General features: G+C 61.0%; 13 protein-coding genes and 2 tRNA genes. 2 read left to right on the top strand and 13 right to left on the bottom strand.

The window, feature by feature from the left end; all coding sequences use genetic code 11:
* Positions 1–106: 106 nt before the first annotated feature.
* The 13 genes from HX783_RS15090 to rnr form a co-directional block, all read right to left on the bottom strand.
* Entirely contained in the window at positions 107–997 is an 891-nt protein-coding gene (locus HX783_RS15090) for a transglutaminase family protein (protein ID WP_159953897.1), read from the bottom strand.
* Positions 997–3,483, bottom strand: a complete 2,487-nt coding sequence (locus HX783_RS15085) for a circularly permuted type 2 ATP-grasp protein (protein WP_177017375.1) — start codon at positions 3,481–3,483, stop codon at positions 997–999. Before HX783_RS15085 ends, HX783_RS15090 begins: the two co-directional genes overlap by 1 nt.
* 182 nt (positions 3,484–3,665) lie before the next feature.
* Positions 3,666–6,956: a transglutaminase family protein gene (locus HX783_RS15080; RefSeq protein WP_177017374.1), complete on the bottom strand. Its 3,291-nt coding sequence runs from the start codon at positions 6,954–6,956 to the stop codon at positions 3,666–3,668.
* A gap of 187 nt (positions 6,957–7,143) precedes the next feature.
* Positions 7,144–7,593: a hypothetical protein gene (locus HX783_RS15075; protein ID WP_177017373.1), complete on the bottom strand. Its 450-nt coding sequence runs from the start codon at positions 7,591–7,593 to the stop codon at positions 7,144–7,146.
* The gene (locus tag HX783_RS15070) at positions 7,590–8,510 is read right to left on the bottom strand and encodes an NAD synthetase (protein ID WP_177017372.1); all 921 of its coding nucleotides are present in this window, start codon (positions 8,508–8,510) and stop codon (positions 7,590–7,592) included. The genes HX783_RS15075 and HX783_RS15070 overlap by 4 nt, the downstream gene beginning before the upstream one ends.
* A gap of 219 nt (positions 8,511–8,729) precedes the next feature.
* The gene (locus tag HX783_RS15065; protein WP_159953892.1) at positions 8,730–11,033 is read right to left on the bottom strand and encodes a YgiQ family radical SAM protein; all 2,304 of its coding nucleotides are present in this window, start codon (positions 11,031–11,033) and stop codon (positions 8,730–8,732) included.
* A gap of 219 nt (positions 11,034–11,252) precedes the next feature.
* Positions 11,253–12,650 carry a replicative DNA helicase gene (gene dnaB, locus HX783_RS15060; protein WP_017526410.1) on the bottom strand — a complete coding sequence of 466 codons (1,398 nt, stop codon included), beginning with the start codon at positions 12,648–12,650 and terminating at the stop codon, positions 11,253–11,255.
* Positions 12,651–12,759: 109 nt separating this feature from the next.
* Positions 12,760–13,206, bottom strand: coding sequence for a 50S ribosomal protein L9 (gene rplI, locus HX783_RS15055; RefSeq protein WP_003171376.1), 447 nt, complete (start codon positions 13,204–13,206; stop codon positions 12,760–12,762).
* An 18-nt stretch (positions 13,207–13,224) separates the two neighbouring features.
* Positions 13,225–14,118 (bottom strand): hypothetical protein, encoded by an 894-nt coding sequence (locus HX783_RS15050; RefSeq protein WP_177017371.1) that lies wholly within the window; start codon positions 14,116–14,118, stop codon positions 13,225–13,227.
* A gap of 36 nt (positions 14,119–14,154) precedes the next feature.
* On the bottom strand, positions 14,155–14,385 hold the full coding sequence (gene rpsR, locus HX783_RS15045; protein WP_002551829.1) for a 30S ribosomal protein S18: 231 nt from the start codon (positions 14,383–14,385) through the stop codon (positions 14,155–14,157).
* Positions 14,386–14,413: 28 nt separating this feature from the next.
* Positions 14,414–14,836, bottom strand: a complete 423-nt coding sequence (gene rpsF, locus HX783_RS15040) for a 30S ribosomal protein S6 (protein ID WP_003217491.1) — start codon at positions 14,834–14,836, stop codon at positions 14,414–14,416.
* Between the two features lie 306 nt (positions 14,837–15,142).
* A complete protein-coding gene (gene rlmB, locus HX783_RS15035) occupies positions 15,143–15,898 on the bottom strand; it encodes a 23S rRNA (guanosine(2251)-2'-O)-methyltransferase RlmB (protein WP_177017370.1) in 756 nt (251 codons plus the stop codon).
* Entirely contained in the window at positions 15,895–18,528 is a 2,634-nt protein-coding gene (gene rnr, locus HX783_RS15030; protein WP_177017369.1) for a ribonuclease R, read from the bottom strand. The genes rlmB and rnr overlap by 4 nt, the downstream gene beginning before the upstream one ends.
* A 224-nt stretch (positions 18,529–18,752) precedes the next feature.
* Here rnr and HX783_RS15025 point away from each other — a divergent pair.
* Together HX783_RS15025 and HX783_RS15020 are read left to right on the top strand one after the other, a co-directional pair.
* A tRNA-Leu gene (locus HX783_RS15025) sits at positions 18,753–18,839 on the top strand.
* 176 nt (positions 18,840–19,015) lie between these two features.
* Positions 19,016–19,102 (top strand) — tRNA-Leu (locus tag HX783_RS15020).
* Positions 19,103–19,208 lie beyond the last annotated feature (106 nt).

The following is a 19,208-nucleotide window of genomic DNA, read 5'->3' as shown; positions in this document are numbered from 1 at the left end:
ACGCTCCGCGTCCCGGCGCACCGCAAGGTTCGAAGCCTGTGCAAGCGTGACGCAGAGCGTCACAGCAGGCATTCCCACGCAGAGCGTGGGAACGAGCCTTGAGGCTCTATTCCAACGGCATCACCGTCACCCGCACCTCCGGGTCATGGCTCCCACCTCCCAGAATCACCCCCCGCAACGGCGACACATCAGAGAAATCCCGGCCCCAGGCCAGGGTGATGTGCTCCAGTGCCGGCTGCACATTGTTGGTCGGATCAAAATCTACCCAGCCCGACACCGGGCAATACACCGACACCCACGCGTGGGACGCATCGGCGCCGATCAGCCGTGGCTGGCCGGGCGGTGGCTGGGTGAGCAGGTAGCCGCTGATGTAACGCGCCGCCAAACCGCGCGAGCGCAAGCAGGCGAGCATCAAGTGGGCGAAGTCCTGGCACACGCCACGACGGCGCTCCAGCACTTCCACCAGCGGCGTAGCCACCTGGGTGGCTTCGGCATCAAAGGTGAATTCGCTGAAAATCTTCTCCATCAACGCCTGCACGCCCAGCAGCAATGGCTCGCCGGGTGGAAAGCAGCTTTCGGAAAACTCGACGAAGGTTTTTTTCAGGTGCACGTAGGGCGATTCGAAGCGATAGCGGCAGGCTTCGATCAGCTCGGCGGACATGGGCAGGCTGCTATAGGTCAGGCTGTCGCGGGTCTGGTCCCAGGCGGGTGAGAGCTGAAAATCCAGCGCAGGCCGCGCCAGCACTTCCACGGTCAGCCCGGCATTTACCAGCAGCTCATCATGGGGCCGCTCGAACGCCAGGCGGGTGATCGGGTTGCCGAATACGTCCAGCTCGTCGCGGCGCGCAGTCGGCTCGGGGCTGATTTCCAGTTGTTGCGAACTGCAACGCTGCCAGGCGCACGGCCGTGGCCACAGGTGCGCCAGCTGCTGAGCCAGGGACACCGGGCTATCGTAGTGGTAGTGGGTATCGTGGAAAATCTGGTAGCGCGCACTCATCACACCGACACCGTTTGCTGGCTGACATCATCCACATGGGCAAAATGGCGCAAGGCCAGGCGATCCGACACTTGCCCACTCTCATCGGCGACCGCTTGCAGCAGGTCAGCCAGGCCATCCAGCGCAGCACGCACGCTGGACTCGCCGAACAACGGGTTCTCCAGGCAGCCCAGGTCGAAGCGCGCCAGACGGTCGACCAACGGCGCGAGACCGGTTTCCCGTGGCACACCAAAGTCATCGTTGAGGCGTCGCAAGGTGCGGCTGACCAGCTTCAACTGGAACAGCACCGCGTGCGGGTTCTGCTCATCCAGCAACAACAGGTCGAGTACCGGGATCAACTGCGGCACGGCCAGGTAGCGCGAGCGATAGGTGATGCTGCTGTTGCCCAGCTCCAGCAACCACTCAAGCCCGGCCTGATCAAACACCGCCACGCCACGCAGGAATGCCGCGAGGCTGCTGCTGAGAAACTGCAGACGCTCGATACGCCGGCCCATCATCAAGAAGCGCCAGCCTTCGTCGCGGGTCATGTCGTCCAGGGCAAAGCCGGACAGTGCCGCCAGGGACATCACCAAACGGTTGAGGAAATCCAGCAGCTCGCCGAAGTCCGGGCTTTCGCTTTCCAGCTCCAGGGCTTCGCGCTGCAGCTCGACCAGGGCCTGCCAGTTTTCCCGGGACAACTTGCCGCGCACCTGCGACGCCGCCCACTGCAAGCGCTGCAGGTTGGCACGCAGGCTCGACGGCCAGTCATCGCCGAGCAAGGCAGCCAGCAGACGCTCGGGCAACTCGCCCTCCTCCGGCAACAAGCGCAAGGTCTCGCCCAGCTCCACAGCGGCTTGCAGCGCCCGCGGGTCGTCGCCGTCGACATACCGCGCGAGCACAATGCGCAGCCAGCGCGCGCTGTCATCACAACGTTCGCAGTAGCGGCCAAACCAGAACAGGTTTTCCACCACGCGCGACGGCAGATACGGATCGCGGCGCACCAGGTCGTGGGCACCAATGGGCCGCTGCGCACGCCAGTGTTCGCCACCGGCAGCGCGCTCACCCAGCACCCAGGTGTCTTTGCTCGCGCCACCGCGCTGCATCGACACCACCTCGGCATCAGCCTCGGCGGCCACGCGGGTCAGGCCGCCAGGCAGCACGCGGTAGCCTTCATCGCTGGCCACGGCGTACACGCGCATGCCGATAGCGCGGTGTTGCAAGTGGTCCTCCACGGTGTGCCACACCGGCGCCTGGGACAATTGCGCCAGCTCCTGGGCGACATACGCATAAGGCCGCGCGCGCATGCGTTCGGCCAGCGCCTGGCGTTGTTCGTCGTTCAAATCACGGCCAAATACCGGCGTGAAGCTCTGCGACGGAAACGCGGGCTTGATCAGCAATTCCGGGAGTTTTTCCAGGGCTTCGGCGAGCACCGGCGCCTCACCGCACCACCACGTGGCGATGGACGGCAGGATCAATTCTTCGCCAAACAGGAACTGGTTGATCTTCGGCAAAAAGCCGAGCAACCCTGGCGATTCCAGCACGCCACTGCCAAGCGCGTTGGCCACCAGCACATTGCCTTGGCGCACGGCGTCCAGCAGGCCGGGCACGCCGAGAGCCGAGTCGGTGCGCAGCTCCAGCGGGTCGCAGAAGTCGTCGTCCAGGCGACGCATGATCGCGTGCACCCGGCGCAGGCCACTGAGGGTTTTCAGGAACACGGTGCTGTCGCGCACGGTGAGGTCGCCGCCTTCCACCAACGGGTAGCCGAGCTGGCGCGCGAGGTAAAGATGTTCGAAATAGCTTTCGTTGAAGCGCCCCGGCGTGAGCAGCACGATCAGCGGCGACTGGTCATCACTCGGTGCCTGGCGGGCCAGGGTTTCCTGCAGCGTGCGGAAGAAACCGGTGAGGTGTTGCACTTGCAGGTCGCGGTACAAATCCGGAAAGGCGCGGGACACGATGGTGCGGTTTTCCAACGCGTAACCTGCGCCCGATGGCGCTTGGGTCCGGTCGGCCGTGACCCACCAGCGGCCATCCGGCGTGCGCGCGAGGTCCACGGCGTACAGATGCAGGAACGCACCGTCGGGCGGCTGGATACCCTGGCACGGCCACAGGAAGTTGTTGTGGCCGAACACCAATTCCGCCGGCAGCAGGCCTTCTTTGATCAAGCGCTGTGGGCCGTACAGATCAGCTAATACGGCATTGAGCAGGCGCGCACGCTGGGCGATACCGGCTGACAGGTGCTGCCACTCTTCAAAGGCCAGCACATGCGGGAGCAAATCCAGCTCCCACGGGCGGTCGGCGCCTTTGGGGTCGGCGTAGACGTTGTAGGTCACGCCGTTTTCCTGGATCTGCCGGGTCAGCAGCGCCTGGCGCTGGGCCAGTTGTGCGGGCGTGCTGCGTTGCAGGTGATCGAGCAAACGCTGCCAATGGGCACGCACCGCGCCACTGTCGTCGAGCAGTTCGTGATAAGTGCCCGCAGTCAGCGGGTAACGGTCGAGCAAGTCGGGCATGGAACGCTCGGCAGGGGCAAGGGAGTTCAAAGTCACCACAGTCTAATGTGGGAGCGGGCTTGTTGTGGCGAGGGAGTTTACTCCCGTTCGACTGCGTAGCAGTCGCCTGCTTCGGGGGCGCTTCGCACCCCAGCGGGAGCAAGCTCCCTCGCCACAAAAGCCCTCCCACATTTGAACAGCGTTTAGTCTTTTTTATTGGGGAAACGCCGCAAATCCAGGGTCATGGGTAGTTCATCATTGATGACTAAAGGGGGCACGGGCAGCTTGCCCGGGCTATGCCCCAAGCGGAAAAACCGCGCCATGCGCCGACTCTCCGCCTCATTGGCGTTCACCGGCAAGCTGTCGTAATTGCGCCCGCCCGGATGGGCGACATGGTACTGGCAACCGCCCAGCGAGCGCTGCATCCAGGTATCCAGCAAGTCGAACACCAATGGCGCATGCACCGAGATAGTCGGCTGCAGGCAGTTGGCCGGTTGCCAGGCGCGATAACGCACGCCGGCGACGAACTCACCAATACGCCCGGTCGGCTGCAACGGCACCGGGATGCCGTTGCACGTCAGCAAATAGCGCTGCGGCGGCAGCCCGCTCAACTTCACCTGCAAGCGCTCAAGGGATGAATCCACGTAACGCACCGTGCCGCCCACCGCGCCTTCCTCGCCCAGCACGTGCCAGGGTTCCAGGGCTTGGCGCAGTTCCAGTTCGATACCGCTGACGGCGTAGTCGCCGACCTTGGGGAAACGAAACTCCAGGTGCGCCGCAAACCACTCGGCCCGCAGCGGGTAACCGGCGGCATTCAGCTCGACGATCACGTCGGCAAAATCCTGCTCGATAAAATGCGGCAACAGGAAGCGGTCATGCAGCTCGGTGCCCCAGCGCGCCAGTTTCGGCGGCGCATACGGCTCACGCCAGAAGCGCGCGACCAAGGCGCGCAGCAGCAGTTGCTGGGTCAGGCTCATGCGCGCATGGGGTGGCATTTCAAACGCGCGCAGTTCCAGCAGGCCCAGGCGGCCGGTGGCGCCGTCCGGCGAGTAGAGTTTGTCGATGCAGAATTCGGCGCGGTGGGTGTTGCCCGTCACGTCGATCAGCAAGTTGCGCAGCAGACGGTCGACCAACCACGGCGGGCACTCTTCGCCGGGTTCGGGCATTTGCGCGAAGGCAATCTCCAGCTCATACAACGCGTCGTTACGCGCCTCATCCACCCGTGGTGCCTGTGAGGTCGGGCCGATAAACAGCCCGGAAAACAGGTACGACAGCGACGGGTGGTTATGCCAGTAGCTGATCAAACTGCGCAGCAAATCAGGACGGCGCAAGAACGGCGAATCCTTGGGTGTCGCGCCGCCGAGCACAAAGTGGTTTCCGCCGCCGGTGCCGGTGTGGCGGCCGTCGATCATGAATTTTTCAGTGGTCAGGCGGGTTTGCCGCGCCTCTTCGTAGAGGAATTCGGTGCGTTCGACCAACTCGTCCCAGGTCGCGGACGGCTGCACGTTGACCTCAATCACGCCCGGATCCGGGGTGACGCGGAAGTTGCTCAGACGCGTGTCGAACGGTGGCTCGTAGCCTTCCAGCAACACCGGGCAATGCAACTCCTCGGCAGTGGCTTCGATGGCGGCCACCAGCTCCAGGTAATCCTCGACGCGCTCCAGCGGCGGCATGAACAGGTAGAGGCGCCCTTCCCGCGCTTCGGCACACAAGGCGGTGCGGGTCAGCCAGTCGGCGGATTCATCGACTTTTGGCACGCGCTCATCGCTCGGCGCGGGTTCGCCATGGCTTTGCAGCTGCGCGGTGGTCGGCAGCTCCGGCTGATCCTGGTTCGGGTCGGTCGGATGCACGAACGGGTATTCCGCCGCCGTCACCCAAGGCTGCGAAGCCAAGGGCAGGCGATAGCCCAGCGGCGAATCGCCCGGCACCAGGCGGCAGTGGTTGTCGCGCAAGTACCAGCGCCCACTCTGCCAGCGATCATTGGCGGCGGTGCGTGCCAGCGGCAGCACTTGGCCGATGATTTTATCCAGGCCCTGGCTGAACACTTTACGCAGGCGTTCGCGCTCCAGGTCGTCACTCAGGCGCGGGTCCTGGGCAGTGACGTTTTGCGGCAGCGCACCTTCGCGCCACAGGTAGTAGAAGTTGTCTTCGAAGGCCGGGAATACAAAGCGTGCGGGCAGCTTCAGGCGCTCGGCGACACTGACCAGGAAGCGCCCGGCCATCTCGCCGTCGGCGCCGTAATCTTGCTGCTCATCGGCGATCAGCGCGCTGTTGTGCCAGATCGGCAACCCGTCGCGGCGCCAGTAGCAGTTGAGCGACCAGCGCGGCAGCTGCTCGCCGGGATACCACTTGCCCTGGCCGAAGTGCACCAGGCCCTCGGGCGCATAGTGTTTGCGCATGCGCTGGAACAGCTCGGCGGACAGGCGACGCTTGTCCGGCCCCAGCGCGGCGGTGTTCCATTCGGCGCCGTCGGGGTCGTCGATGGAGACGAAGGTCGGTTCGCCGCCCATGGTCAGGCGTACATCGTCTTTAAGCAGGTCGCCGTCGATCTGCCGGCCCAGCGCCTGGATCGCCAGCCACTGTTCTTCGGTGTAGGGCTTGGTGACGCGCGGCGCTTCCCAAATCCGCTCAACCGACATTTCGTGGGTAAATTCGCACTCGCAAGGTTCCACCAACCCACTGATCGGCGCGGCGGACGAAGGATCAGGACTACAAGCCAACGGGATATGCCCTTCACCGGCGAACAGCCCGGAAGTGGCGTCGAGGCCGATCCAGCCGGCACCCGGCAAATACACTTCGCACCAGGCGTGCAGGTCGGTGAAATCCACTTCGGTGCCGGACGGGCCGTCGAGGGCTTTGACATCGGCGGTCAGCTGGATCAGGTAGCCGGACACAAAACGCGCGGCCAGCCCAAGGTTGCGCAGCAACTGCACCAGCAGCCAGGCCGAATCGCGGCAAGAGCCGGACGCGTTTTCCAGGGTGAATTCCGGGGTTTGCACGCCCGGCTCCATGCGGATCAGGTAGCCGATATCCGCCGCCAGGCGCTGGTTCAGCCCTACCAGGAAATCCACCGCAGGCAGTGGCGTGCGGTCGATGCCGGCCAAGTAGGCGGCAAACTTCGGTGTCAGCGGCAAGGTTTCCAGGTACGGCGCCAGCTCACGCTGCTCATCGGCGGCGTAGCTGAAGGGGATTTTTTCGGCGTAGGGTTCAAGGAAAAAGTCGAATGGGTTGAACACCGCCATCTCAGCGACGAGGTCGACTTCGATGCGCAACTCGTCAGTCTTTTCCGGGAACACCAGACGCGCCAGGTAATTGCCCTGGGGGTCTTGCTGCCAATTGATGAAGTGCTGCTCGGGCAACACTTTCAGTGCGTAGGACAAAATCCGCGTGCGGCTATGGGCGGCCGGGCGCAAACGCACAATCTGTGGGCCGAGTTCGACAGCGCGGTCATAGCGGTAATGCGTAACGTGGTGCAACGCGACATGAATCGACACGGCGGCCTCCTGCGAGCCAGGGCATGGAAACAAAGCGCGCAAGACTTATGCCAGTGCGGCCGTCATTGCGCTTTATCGTAAGACCCGGTGCAGTACAGCACCAAAACGGCGCCGTGGCTGCGGTAATGGTGCGAGGGTTGCACATTTATGTGGCGGTCATGTGAGCGGAGGTGGTGAATCTACCCAGTCAGCGAGCTTTTTGGCGGGCGCTGATGGCTTCGCGCAGGTGGCGGACTTCGACCAGTTTCTGGCGCATTTCGCGGTGACGCTTGCTGTTGAACAGCAATAGCCCAAGCAATGGGAACAACAGGCTCAAGGCGTACATCACCGCATTCGGTTGATCATTGAGGGTTGGCAGTACACTCAGAAAGCACACCCCCAAAAGCACCACGACCGGCCACGTCCATTGGGGATGCCCGCGAGCAATCATGAAATTGCAGTGCACGATGATTAGCGTGAGCGCGATACCCGCCAAGAAGGAGTACTTGGCGTTATCTGCCATGGACAGGCTGGGCATATAGCTGTCGAAGAACACCGGAACCGTAAACACGAGGGTGAAAATCGAGGCAAATATCGCCCCCATGAAGACCGGGAAATACGTCGACAAAAAACTGCGAATGCTGGGCAGCTCGTTCATTGCTCTGCCTCCTCATACAGCCCTACGGCAATTGTGCGCACGTTCCCCGACACTGCGCTGCCGGTAAAACCAATGGCTGCGCCCAAGGCGTCCTTGATCTGCGTGACCGTTGCATGTTTGACCTCGGTGGGCGTGAACCGCTTAGGCAACTCGCCCGACAACTGTTTCAGCTTGATCATCTTGGACGTCAAGCGTGGATCGTTGATGCTCAACAGCTCTTTGGTCAACTTGGCTCGCTCCTGTCGATTCAGGCCCCTGAGCACCTCCCTCACACTTTTTCCGGTGGCAGCCTTATTCAGCCGCACCAGCTTGACCGTTGCCAGCGCCGATGAACCTACCCCGACCAACGACGCCGCATCCAGGGCAATCATGGTGTATTGGTACCACTCCTCACTGTCGAGCTGGTCATTGCGCGCGGGGTTACGGATCTCATTGACCGTGCGATAGCCGCTGGCAAAACACTGCACGGAACTGGCTGCTGCAGCCGTGTAGCCGAGCGCCACGACCACCGAACTGGCGCCTGCCGAAAACGGGACCGCGACGGAACCACTGAGCACCACAATCCACCCAATGACCGCGCCGGCACACGACAGCGTGGTATTGACCGCTTCGCCCACCAGCCGGGACTCACGCGGGTTGTCTTGCACCTGTTGGGCGAATTGCGTTGGCGCGATGTACTTCTGCGCCTCACGCAGGATCAACCGCTTGGGTGCGATGCTGCAGATAGGCTGGAATTCGCGCAGAGTGACAACGTTGAACTCGGCATCGATATACACAACACCGGCACCGACAATGGCGGGGTCGGCATCGATGGCAGCGAACAGGCGCGGCAGGTTGATCTGGCTTTCGATGCGCTGGCGCGCCATGAATTGGGAGCGGTTGGAGTCCATGCCGATCGTGAGCAGGGGGTTGCTCATGGGTGTTCTTCCTTGAAATGAAGGGTGCCTGAACTGACGCTTTCGCGAGCAAGCCCGCTCCCACAGTTGACCGAGTTCCAGCATGAGAATGCGATCGAATGTGGGAGCGGGCTTGCTCGCGAAGGCGATTCAATGGGCGCCACCTTAACAAACAGGCTACCCACCGGCTAGAAAGCAAAACGCCAGCACGAGGCTGGCGTTTTGCATATCAGGCTGCGATCAACGCGGCACGACCGGCTTACGGGCGGGCTTGCCGCCCTTGCCCTTGGCCGCATCGGCGCGCTCCTTGGCCGCCTGCTTGTTGCGCGCCATGGCCGCGGCCTTGGCTTGTTCGCGCTTGTCCCACGGGTTGCTGCCATCACTGCCACGCGGCGGCAGGCCGGTGTGCTGGGTGAGGATCTTGGTGGTGGTTTCCTTGGCGACCTTGTGGCTGCCGGCCGGCGTCGAGTTCTTGCGACGTGCGCTCTGGTAGCTGTCGGTGGCAGGCTGATGCAGCGGAATCAACTGGTCTTTGCCCGGCCCGATCAGGTCGGCGCGGCCCATGCGGGTCAGCGCTTCACGCAGCATCGGCCAGCCTTTCGGGTCGTGGTAGCGCAGGAACGCCTTGTGCAGACGGCGCTGCTCTTCGCTCTTGACGATGGTCACCGCGTCGCTCTTGTAGGTGACCTTGCGCAGCGGGTTCTTGCCCGAGTGGTACATCGCGGTGGCGGTGGCCATCGGCGACGGGTAGAACGCCTGCACCTGGTCGGCGCGGAAGCCGTTGCCCTTGAGCCACAGGGCCAGGTTCATCATGTCTTCGTCGGTGGTGCCCGGGTGGGCGGCGATGAAGTAAGGAATCAGGTACTGCTCCTTGCCCGCTTCCTTGGTGTATTTCTCGAACATGCGCTTGAACTTGTCATAGCTGCCAATGCCCGGCTTCATCATCTGGTTGAGCGGACCTTCCTCGGTGTGTTCCGGGGCGATCTTCAGGTAGCCACCGACGTGGTGGGTGACCAGCTCTTTCACATACTCCGGCGACTCGACGGCGAGGTCGTAGCGCAGGCCGGAAGCGATCAAAATCTTCTTCACACCCGGCAAGGCACGGGCGCTGCGGTACAGCTGGATCAACGACGAATGGTCGGTGTTCAGGTTCGGGCAGATGCCGGGGAACACGCACGATGGCTTGCGGCACGCGGATTCGATTTCCGGGCTCTTGCAGGCGATGCGGTACATGTTCGCGGTCGGGCCGCCGAGGTCGGAGATCACGCCGGTGAAGCCTGGCACTTTGTCGCGGATCTCTTCGATTTCGCGAATGATCGACTCTTCGGAACGGTTCTGGATGATGCGGCCTTCGTGCTCGGTGATCGAGCAGAAGGTGCAGCCGCCGAAGCAGCCACGCATGATGTTCACCGAGAAGCGAATCATGTCGTAGGCCGGGATCTTTTCCTTGCCATACACCGGGTGTGGAACACGGGCGTAAGGCATGCCAAACACGTAGTCCATTTCTTCGGTGGTCATCGGAATCGGCGGCGGGTTGAACCACACGTCGACTTCACCGTGCTTCTGCACCAGGGCGCGGGCGTTGCCTGGGTTGGTTTCCAGGTGCAACACGCGGTTGGCGTGGGCATAGAGCACCGCGTCGCCACGGACTTTCTCCACTGACGGCAGGCGGATCACGGTTTTGTCGCGGGTCATCTTCGGGCTGGCCAGGATCTGCACGACCTTGGCCTCTTCCGGGTCATCCACCGGGCCTTTCTCTTGCTCGATAGCGCAGGCCTGGGTGTCCTGGGTGTTCACGTACGGGTTGATGATCTTGTCGATCTTGCCCGGACGGTCGATACGCGTGGAGTCCACTTCGTACCAGCCCACAGGCGTATCACGGCGAATGAACGCGGTGCCGCGCACGTCGGTGATGTCTTCGATCTTGTGGCCCCACGACAGGCGCTGGGCGACCTCGACGATGGCCCGCTCGGCGTTGCCGTACAGCAGGATATCGGCGGTGGCGTCGATCAGGATCGAGTTACGCACACGGTCCTGCCAGTAGTCGTAGTGGGCGATGCGGCGCAGCGAGGCTTCGATGCCGCCGAGCACGATCGGCACGTTCTTGTAGGCTTCCTTGCAACGCTGGCTGTACACCAGGCTCGCGCGGTCCGGGCGTTTGCCGGCCATGCCACCTGGAGTGTAGGCGTCGTCGGAACGGATTTTCTTGTCGGCGGTGTAGCGGTTGATCATCGAGTCCATGTTGCCGGCCGCGACGCCGAAGAACAGGTTCGGCTCGCCGAGCTTCATGAAGTCGTCTTTGGACTGCCAGTTCGGCTGGGCAATGATCCCGACGCGAAAGCCCTGGGACTCCAGCAGCCGGCCGATGATTGCCATGCCGAACGAGGGGTGATCCACGTACGCATCACCGGTAACAATGATGATGTCGCAGGAATCCCAGCCAAGCTGATCCATCTCCTCCCTGCTCATTGGCAGGAATGGCGCAGGACCGAAACATTCGGCCCAGTACTTGGGATAGTCAAATAACGGCTTGGCTGTTTGCATGACGGTGACCGGTGTTGAGATGAAAAATCGCGGGCGCGAAATATAGCACAAAATTTGACCAATTCCGACGATAATGGTCGGAATTGTGGAGTGCTCTGAATTGTGAATACATTTGAAATGTGGGAGCGGACTTGCTCGCGAAAGCGGTATGCCAGTCAATACATCTACTGACTGATCCGTCGCCTTCGCGAGCAAGCCCGCTCCCACATTAGATTGCCGTTATTCGTCGTCGTCGAAGTTATAGCTGCCCGGCGCAAGGTTCTCGAAGCGTGTGTACTTACCGATGAATGCCAGGCGGATAAAGCCGATCGGCCCGTTCCGCTGCTTGCCGATGATGATCTCGGCAATGCCTTTGTGTTCGGTCTCGGGGTGATACACCTCGTCGCGGTACACGAACATGATCACGTCAGCATCCTGCTCGATCGCTCCGGATTCCCGCAAGTCGGAGTTCACCGGGCGCTTGTTGGGGCGTTGCTCCAGGGAACGGTTGAGCTGGGACAGCGCCACGACCGGGCAGTTGAATTCCTTGGCCAGGGCTTTCAGGGACCGGGAAATTTCAGAAATCTCGTTGGTCCGGTTGTCGCCGCTGGAACCGGGGATCTGCATCAACTGCAGGTAGTCGATCATGATCAGCGCGATGTCACCGTGTTCACGCACCAGTCGGCGAGTACGCGCACGCATCTCCGACGGGCTGATACCGGCGGTGTCATCGATGAACAGCTTGCGGTCGTTGAGCAGGTTGACGGCCGAGGTCAGGCGCGGCCAATCGTCGTCTTCCAGGCGACCGGCACGCACTTTGGTCTGGTCGATACGGCCGAGCGACGAAAGCATCCGCATGATCAGCGATTCGCCTGGCATCTCGAGGGAGTACACCAGCACCGTCTTGTCGCTGCGCAGCACGGCGTTTTCCACCAGGTTCATCGCAAAGGTGGTTTTACCCATGGATGGACGGCCGGCGACGATGATCAAGTCGGACGGCTGCAGGCCGCTGGTCTTCTCGTCGAGGTCGGTGTAGCCGGTGGAAATGCCGGTGATGGCGTTATCGGTGTTGAACAGCGTGTCGATACGGTCGATGGCCTTGGTCAACAAATCGTTGACGCTGACCGGGCCGCCGGTTTTCGGCCGGGCCTCGGCGATCTGGAAGATCTGGCGCTCGGCTTCGTCGAGGATTTCGGCAGCGGTGCGGCCTTCGGGGTTGAAGGCGCTGTCGGCGATTTCGGTGCTGATGCCGATCAACTGGCGCAGGGTGGCGCGTTCGCGAACGATCTGGGCATAGGCCTTGATGTTGGCGACGGACGGCGTATTTTTCGCCAGTTCACCCAGGTAGCCCAGGCCACCGACTTGGGAGGTCTGGCCTTCCTTGTCCAGTTGCTCGGCCAGGGTCACCACGTCGATCGGCGAGTTCTGGTCGGCCAGCTTGGCGATGGCGCGGAAGATCAGGCGGTGGTCATGGCGATAGAAATCACCGTCCGAGACTTGATCCAGCACGCGTTCCCAGGCGTTGTTGTCCAGCATCAAGCCACCGAGCACGGCCTGTTCGGCCTCGATGGAATGCGGCGGCACCTTCAGGGCAGCGGTTTGCAGATCGTATTGCTCAGGAGCTGAAATATCGTTCATGGCCACTTGGAATTAGGGGGTTGTAGAAAAACAAAAGGCACGACCTGTAAACAGGATCGTGCCCGATGTTAACCGCCTGGCACACGGGGTGCCAGTCAGTTAGCTTGCTTTAAGCTGCTACCACAACAACGCGTACGGTGGCTTCAACTTCGGCGTGCAGGTGCACGGCTACGTCGAATTCGCCTACGTTGCGGATGGTGCCGTTCGGCAGACGAACTTCGCTCTTCTGCACTTCAACGCCGGAGGCGGTCAGTGCATCAGCGATGTCGTGGGTGCCGATCGAACCGAACAGCTTGCCTTCGTCACCGGCGGTGGCAGTGATAGTCACTTCCAGCTCAGCCAGTTGGGCAGCGCGAGTTTCGGCCGAAGCTTTTTTGTCTGCTGCTGCTTTTTCCAGCTCAGCACGACGCTCTTCAAACGCAGCCAGGTTGGCAGCGGTTGCAGCGGTGGCTTTGCCGTATGGCAGCAGGTAGTTACGACCGTAGCCGGCCTTAACGTTCACTTTGTCGCCCAGGTTGCCCAGGTTGGCGACTTTTTCCAGAAGGATCAGTTGCATGTGAAAATCCTCTAACTTTTAACCTTCACCGTTCGCGCTATCGGCGTCTTTCGACGCCAGACGACCGCGAAAATCAATCAGGCCGTCGACAATGGCCAAAACCACGAGTAACGGATAGATCAGCTGCATGAATATCAACAGCACTACGTACAACCCCACCAGCCAGAACGTGGCCAGGCGCTTTCGCGCCACCAGCCCATGAATCAGGGCCAGCCCGGCAAACACCAGCGGTACGCTGCAAATCGGCGCCAGCAAGGCCATCTGTGGGCCGAAATTCGGCCCGACAACCATGCACGCCAGCAGCAACATCGCCGGCCCCGCAGGGATTCTGGTGCTGCGAAACTCGCGACCAAAACCACCCGGGTTGTACAACAACGCCTGCCAATAACGCCCAAGAATCAGGCTCAGCACGCTGAGGATCTGCAACAACGCCGCAATCAGGCCGGTCAGGACCGGGGCTATCAGTGACGCCAACCGCGCTCGCTCATCTACCGACAATTGCTGGTAGAGATCCCCGAGGGCCAATGGCAGGATCTTGACGATTTCCTGCGACAGCGCCTCGATTTGCGGGCGGAAAGCCGCGCCAAGCATCACTGAATACACCAACCCCAGTGCCACGCTGACCAGCAGCGTGCGGACCCAGGACTCACTTGCGCGTAAAACCAACGCAAGGATCGATGACCCCAGCAGTACCAGAAGTACCCGTGGATCACCCAATTGCAGCCACCAGATCAAGGCCGGCAACAATCCCAGGGCAAGAACGCCAAGGGCGTCCTTCAAACCGCGCCGCAGCAGCACAAGGCAAACCGCAGCAGCACCCAACCAATAAAGCAGCGGCAATGCCGCACATCCAGCCACTACGAGAGTGGCTTGCACGCGACCGCGCATGATGAACTCAGCTAAGGCGCGCATGCATTCAATCCCTTACTACTTGTCGACTGCCCGGTCTCAGCGGCCGTGGCTGTCGGTGTAGGCCAGCAGGGCCAGGAAGCGGGCGCGCTTGATAGCGGTGGCCAGCTGACGCTGATAACGTGCTTTAGTACCGGTGATACGGCTTGGAACGATTTTGCCGGTCTCGGATACGTAGGCTTTCAGAGTGTTGAGATCTTTGTAATCGATCTCTTTCACGTCTTCAGCGGTGAAGCGGCAGAATTTACGACGACGGAAGAAACGTGCCATTTGATAGGCTCCTTAAAAGGTCCGTGGATTACTCGTCAGCGTTATCGCTGTTGTCGCTGTCATCACTATCAGCGCTTTCAGCGCCTTCGTGCTCAGGACGGTCGCGACGCTCACGGCGCTCACTGCGGTTTTCTTCAGCCTTGAGCATCTCGGATTGGCCGGTAACGGCTTCTTCGCGACGGATGACCAGGTTACGGATCACTGCATCGTTGTAGCGGAAGTTGTCTTCCAGCTCGGCCAGGGCCTTGCCAGTGCACTCAACGTTCAGCATCACGTAGTGAGCCTTGTGAACATTGTTGATTGCGTAGGCCAGTTGACGACGGCCCCAATCTTCCAGACGGTGGATTTTGCCGCCGTCTTCTTCGATCAGCTTGGTGTAACGCTCAACCATGCCGCCGACTTGCTCGCTTTGATCCGGGTGGACCAAAAAGATGATTTCGTAATGACGCATGAATGCTCCTTACGGGTTGTAGCCTGCCGCTCAAAAACGGTCAGACAAGGAGTGAATGACACTTATGGATCTTGCCAAAGGGAGGCACATCGGTGCCTGCCAGGAAGGCAAGGGGCGCAATTGTAGAGAAGGGGGAGAAACGGCGCAAGGTGATTGGTGATTATTTGAACAATCTTCAATACGCCACAAACAACTGTGGGAGCGGGCTTGCTCGCGAATACGGTATATCAGTCGCCAATAGTGTTGGCTGACATACCGTATTCGCGAGCAAGCCCGCTCCCACATTTAGATTTGCGTCAAACCAGGCTACTTCTTGCTCTTGGCCTTGGCACCACGCTGACGCTGGGCTTCAAACAGGCAGACGCCAGTGGCAACCGACACGTTGAGACTGCTGACGCTACCGGCCATCGGCAAGTGCACCAGGTAATCACAATGCTCACGGGTCAGGCGACGCATGCCTTTGCCTTCGGCACCCATGATCAGGATGGTCGGGCCGGTGAGGTCCTGGTCATAAATGCTGACCTCAGCCTCGCCTGCCGTACCCACGACCCACAGGCCGCGCTGCTGGAGTTTCTCCAGAGTGCGCGCCAGGTTGGTCACGGCGACCAGCGGAATCACTTCCGCCGCGCCGCACGCCACTTTACGCACGACGGGCGTCAGGGTGGCCGACTTGTCTTTGGGCACAATCACCGCCAGCGCGCCGGCAGCATCCGCCGAACGCAGGCAGGCGCCCAGGTTGTGCGGGTCAGTCACGCCGTCCAGCACCAGCAGCAACGGCGCGCCTTCGGTGCGATCGAGCAACTCGTCGAGCATCGCCTCGCCCCAGACCTGGCTCGGGCTCACGTCCGCCACCACGCCCTGGTGAACGCCTTCTACCCACACGTCCATTTCGCGGCGCTCGGCCTGGCCGATGGCAACCTTGTTTTGGGTGGCCAACTCGACCAGCGCTTGAACGCGTGGCTCGCTACGGCCTTCGGCCAACCACACCTGCTTGACGCGCTTGGGGTGATGACGCAGCATTGCTTCTACGGCGTGAACGCCGTAGATTTTTTCCAGACTCATGACTTGGCCTTAGGTTTGCGCGACCCGCCGCTTTTCGCGGGAGCCGAACCCGCTTTTGGCGGGCCTTTACGGTGTTTACTCGGTTTGCTCGACGGCTTTTCCGCCTCGCGGGACTTTCCCCCAGACGCCGCTTTACCACCGCTTTTGGCTTCGTTGAGCAACTGCTGCTTCAACTCGCGGCTGCGGCGCAGTTCGGCGTTTTTCGCCGCTGCATCGCTTGGGCGGTAGGCTTCAGGCGCCTTTTCCTTGGCCGACGAACGACGACCCGCCTTGGCGGGCGCTGGCTCGGCTGCCGCTGCTTTCGCAGGAGTACCTTTGCCTTTGGCGGCCGGCGCTGCGGTTTCGCCGCCACGTTTTTTGCGGCCAGTCGGTTCGGCGGGTTTATCAGGCATGCCGAAGTCGATCTTGCGCTCGTCGAGGTCGACGCGCATGACCTGCACTTCCACCGTGTCGCCCAAACGGAAGCTGCGACCAGTGCGCTCGCCCGCCAGGCGGTGATGCACAGGGTCGAAGTGGTAGTAATCGCCCGGCAAGGCGGTGACGTGCACCAGGCCTTCGACGTAGATATCCGTCAGCTCGACAAACAGGCCAAAGCCGGTCACGGCGGTGATCACACCTGGGAACGTCTCGCCCACGCGGTCTTTCATGAACTCGCACTTGAGCCAGTTCACTACGTCGCGGGTGGCTTCGTCGGCGCGGCGCTCGCTCATGGAGCACTGCTCGCCCAGCTGCTCCAGGGCCGCTTCGTCGTACGGATAGATCCGCGCTTTCGGAATGGTCATGGCACCGGCGCGCTTGACGTGCGGGGTGTTCTGCTTGGAATGGATCACGCTGCGGATCGCCCGGTGCGTGAGCAGGTCCGGGTAACGACGAATCGGCGAGGTGAAGTGGGTGTACGCCTCGTAATTCAGGCCGAAGTGGCCTTGGTTATCGGCGCTGTACACCGCCTGACTCAGGGAGCGCAGCATCACGGTCTGGATCACGTGGTAATCCGGACGGTCCTTGATGCTCGCGAGCAGTGCCTGGTAATCCTTCGGCGTCGGGCCGTCCTTGCCTTTGTGCAGGGACAGGCCGAGCTCACCGAGGAACGCGCGCAGCTTCTCCAGACGCTCCGGCGGCGGGCCGTCGTGCACGCGGTACAACGCAGGAATCTCGTGCTTTTTGAGGAACTCTGCAGTGGCCACGTTGGCCGCCAGCATGCATTCCTCGATCAGCTTGTGCGCATCGTTACGGGTGGTCGGGGTGATTGCGGCGATCTTGCGCTCGGAACCGAAGACAATCCGGGTTTCCTGGGTTTCAAAATCGATCGCGCCACGCACGTGACGTGCGCCCAGCAGCACCTTGTACAGCGAATACAGCTGCTTGAGGTGCGGCACCACGCCAGCGTATTCGGTACGCAGGGCTTTGGCTTCGCTGGTCTTCGGCGTTTCCAGGATGGTGCTGACCTTGTTGTATGTCAGACGTGCCTGGGAGTGGATCACCGCTTCGTAGAACTGGTAGTCGGTCATTTCGCCGGTTTTCGAGATGGTCATCTCGCATACCATGGCCAAACGGTCGACTTTCGGGTTCAGGGAGCACAGGCCGTTGGACAGCTGCTCAGGCAGCATCGGAATCACGCGCTCAGGGAAGTACACGGAGTTGCCGCGCACCTGAGCTTCGTTATCCAGGGCCGAACCGATCTTAACGTAGCTGGACACGTCGGCAATCGCGACGAACAACTTCCAGCCGCCGGAGAACAGGCGCAGCTTGCCAGGCTTGGCTTCGCAGTAAACCGCATCGTCGAAGTCGCGGGCATCTTCGCCGTCAATGGTGACGAACGGCAGATGGCGCAGGTCGATGCGTTTTTCTTTGTCTTTCTCTTCCACTTCCGGCTTGAGCTTGGCGGCTTCTTTAAGCACAGCCTCAGGCCAGACGTGAGGGATATCGTAGGTGCGCAGCGCAACGTCGATTTCCATGCCCGGCGCCATGTAGTTGCCGACCACTTCAACGATATCGCCTTGCGGCTGGAAGCGCGCAGTAGGCCAGTGGGTGATTTTCACCTCGACGAACTGGCCAACCTTGGCAGCGCCATTGCGGCCCGGGGTGATCAGCACTTCCTGCTGGACCTTCGGGTTATCCGGCACAACAAAGCCAATACCGCCTTCTTCGAAGTAACGGCCAACGATGGACTCGTGGGCACGCGACACCACTTCGACGATCACACCTTCACGGCGACCACGACGGTCAAGGCCGGAAACCCGCGCCAGGGCACGGTCGCCATCGAACACCAGGCGCATTTGCGCAGGGCTCATGAACAGGTCGTCGCTGCCGTCATCCGGGATCAGGAAGCCGAAGCCATCACGGTGACCGGCGATGCGGCCAAGGATCAGGTCGAGCTTATCCACAGGCGCGTAAGTGCCACGGCGGGTGTAGATCAGTTGAGCATCGCGCTCCATGGCACGCAAACGGCGGCGCAGGGCTTCGAGCTGGTCTTCGGTGGTCAGACCGAATTCTTCAACCAGCTGCTCGCGGCTAGCAGGCGAACCCCGATCGGCGAGGTGCGCCAGGATCAGTTCGCGGCTAGGAATAGGGTTTTCATATTTTTCCGCTTCACGAGCGGCCTCGGGATCGAGGGACTGCCAATCGGCCATTAGAGAGTTTTCACCTTGTCTATATGCGGGTTAGTTTGGCATACGCGTATTGAAACGGGAAATTTCAGTCCTCAACAAGCGTTTAAAAGGCCTTTGTCGCCCTCGTAACGCACCTTGCACGACCATTGGCGAAATTTTCCAGACTTTTTTCATAGCAGGGCTTTACAGCTCAAAATCGCCTCCGTATAGTGCGCGCCATCGACGACGGCAACGTTGTTGATGCTGCCCAGGTGGTGAAATTGGTAGACACGCCAGCTTCAGGTGCTGGTGATCGCAAGGTCGTGGAAGTTCGAGTCTTCTCCTGGGCACCAATTTCAAACTCAAGGTTCTGCCTCGAGTCTCCAAAAACCCGCGAAAGCGGGTTTTTGCGTTTCAGGCCTTTGATTTTTAACGAGAATCTTGATTTATATTTTTGAATCAGGGGTTTACAGATCAAAAAGGCCTCCGTATAGTTCGCTCCATCAACGGCGCAAGCGTTGTTGATAATGCCCAGGTGGTGAAATTGGTAGACACGCCAGCTTCAGGTGCTGGTGATCGCAAGGTCGTGGAAGTTCGAGTCTTCTCCTGGGCACCAAATTCAGATCAAACCCGCGAAAGCGGGTTTTTTCGTTTCCGGGGTTTGAAAACCTGCCGGACGATTTTCCCCTTGTCCGCACTTGAGAAGTTTTATCGTTTATCCT

The organism is Pseudomonas sp. D2002 (assembly GCF_013385735.1).
In the GTDB taxonomy this organism is placed as follows: Bacteria; Pseudomonadota; Gammaproteobacteria; order Pseudomonadales; family Pseudomonadaceae; genus Aquipseudomonas.
This window is presented reverse-complemented; position numbering and strand designations above follow the sequence as displayed.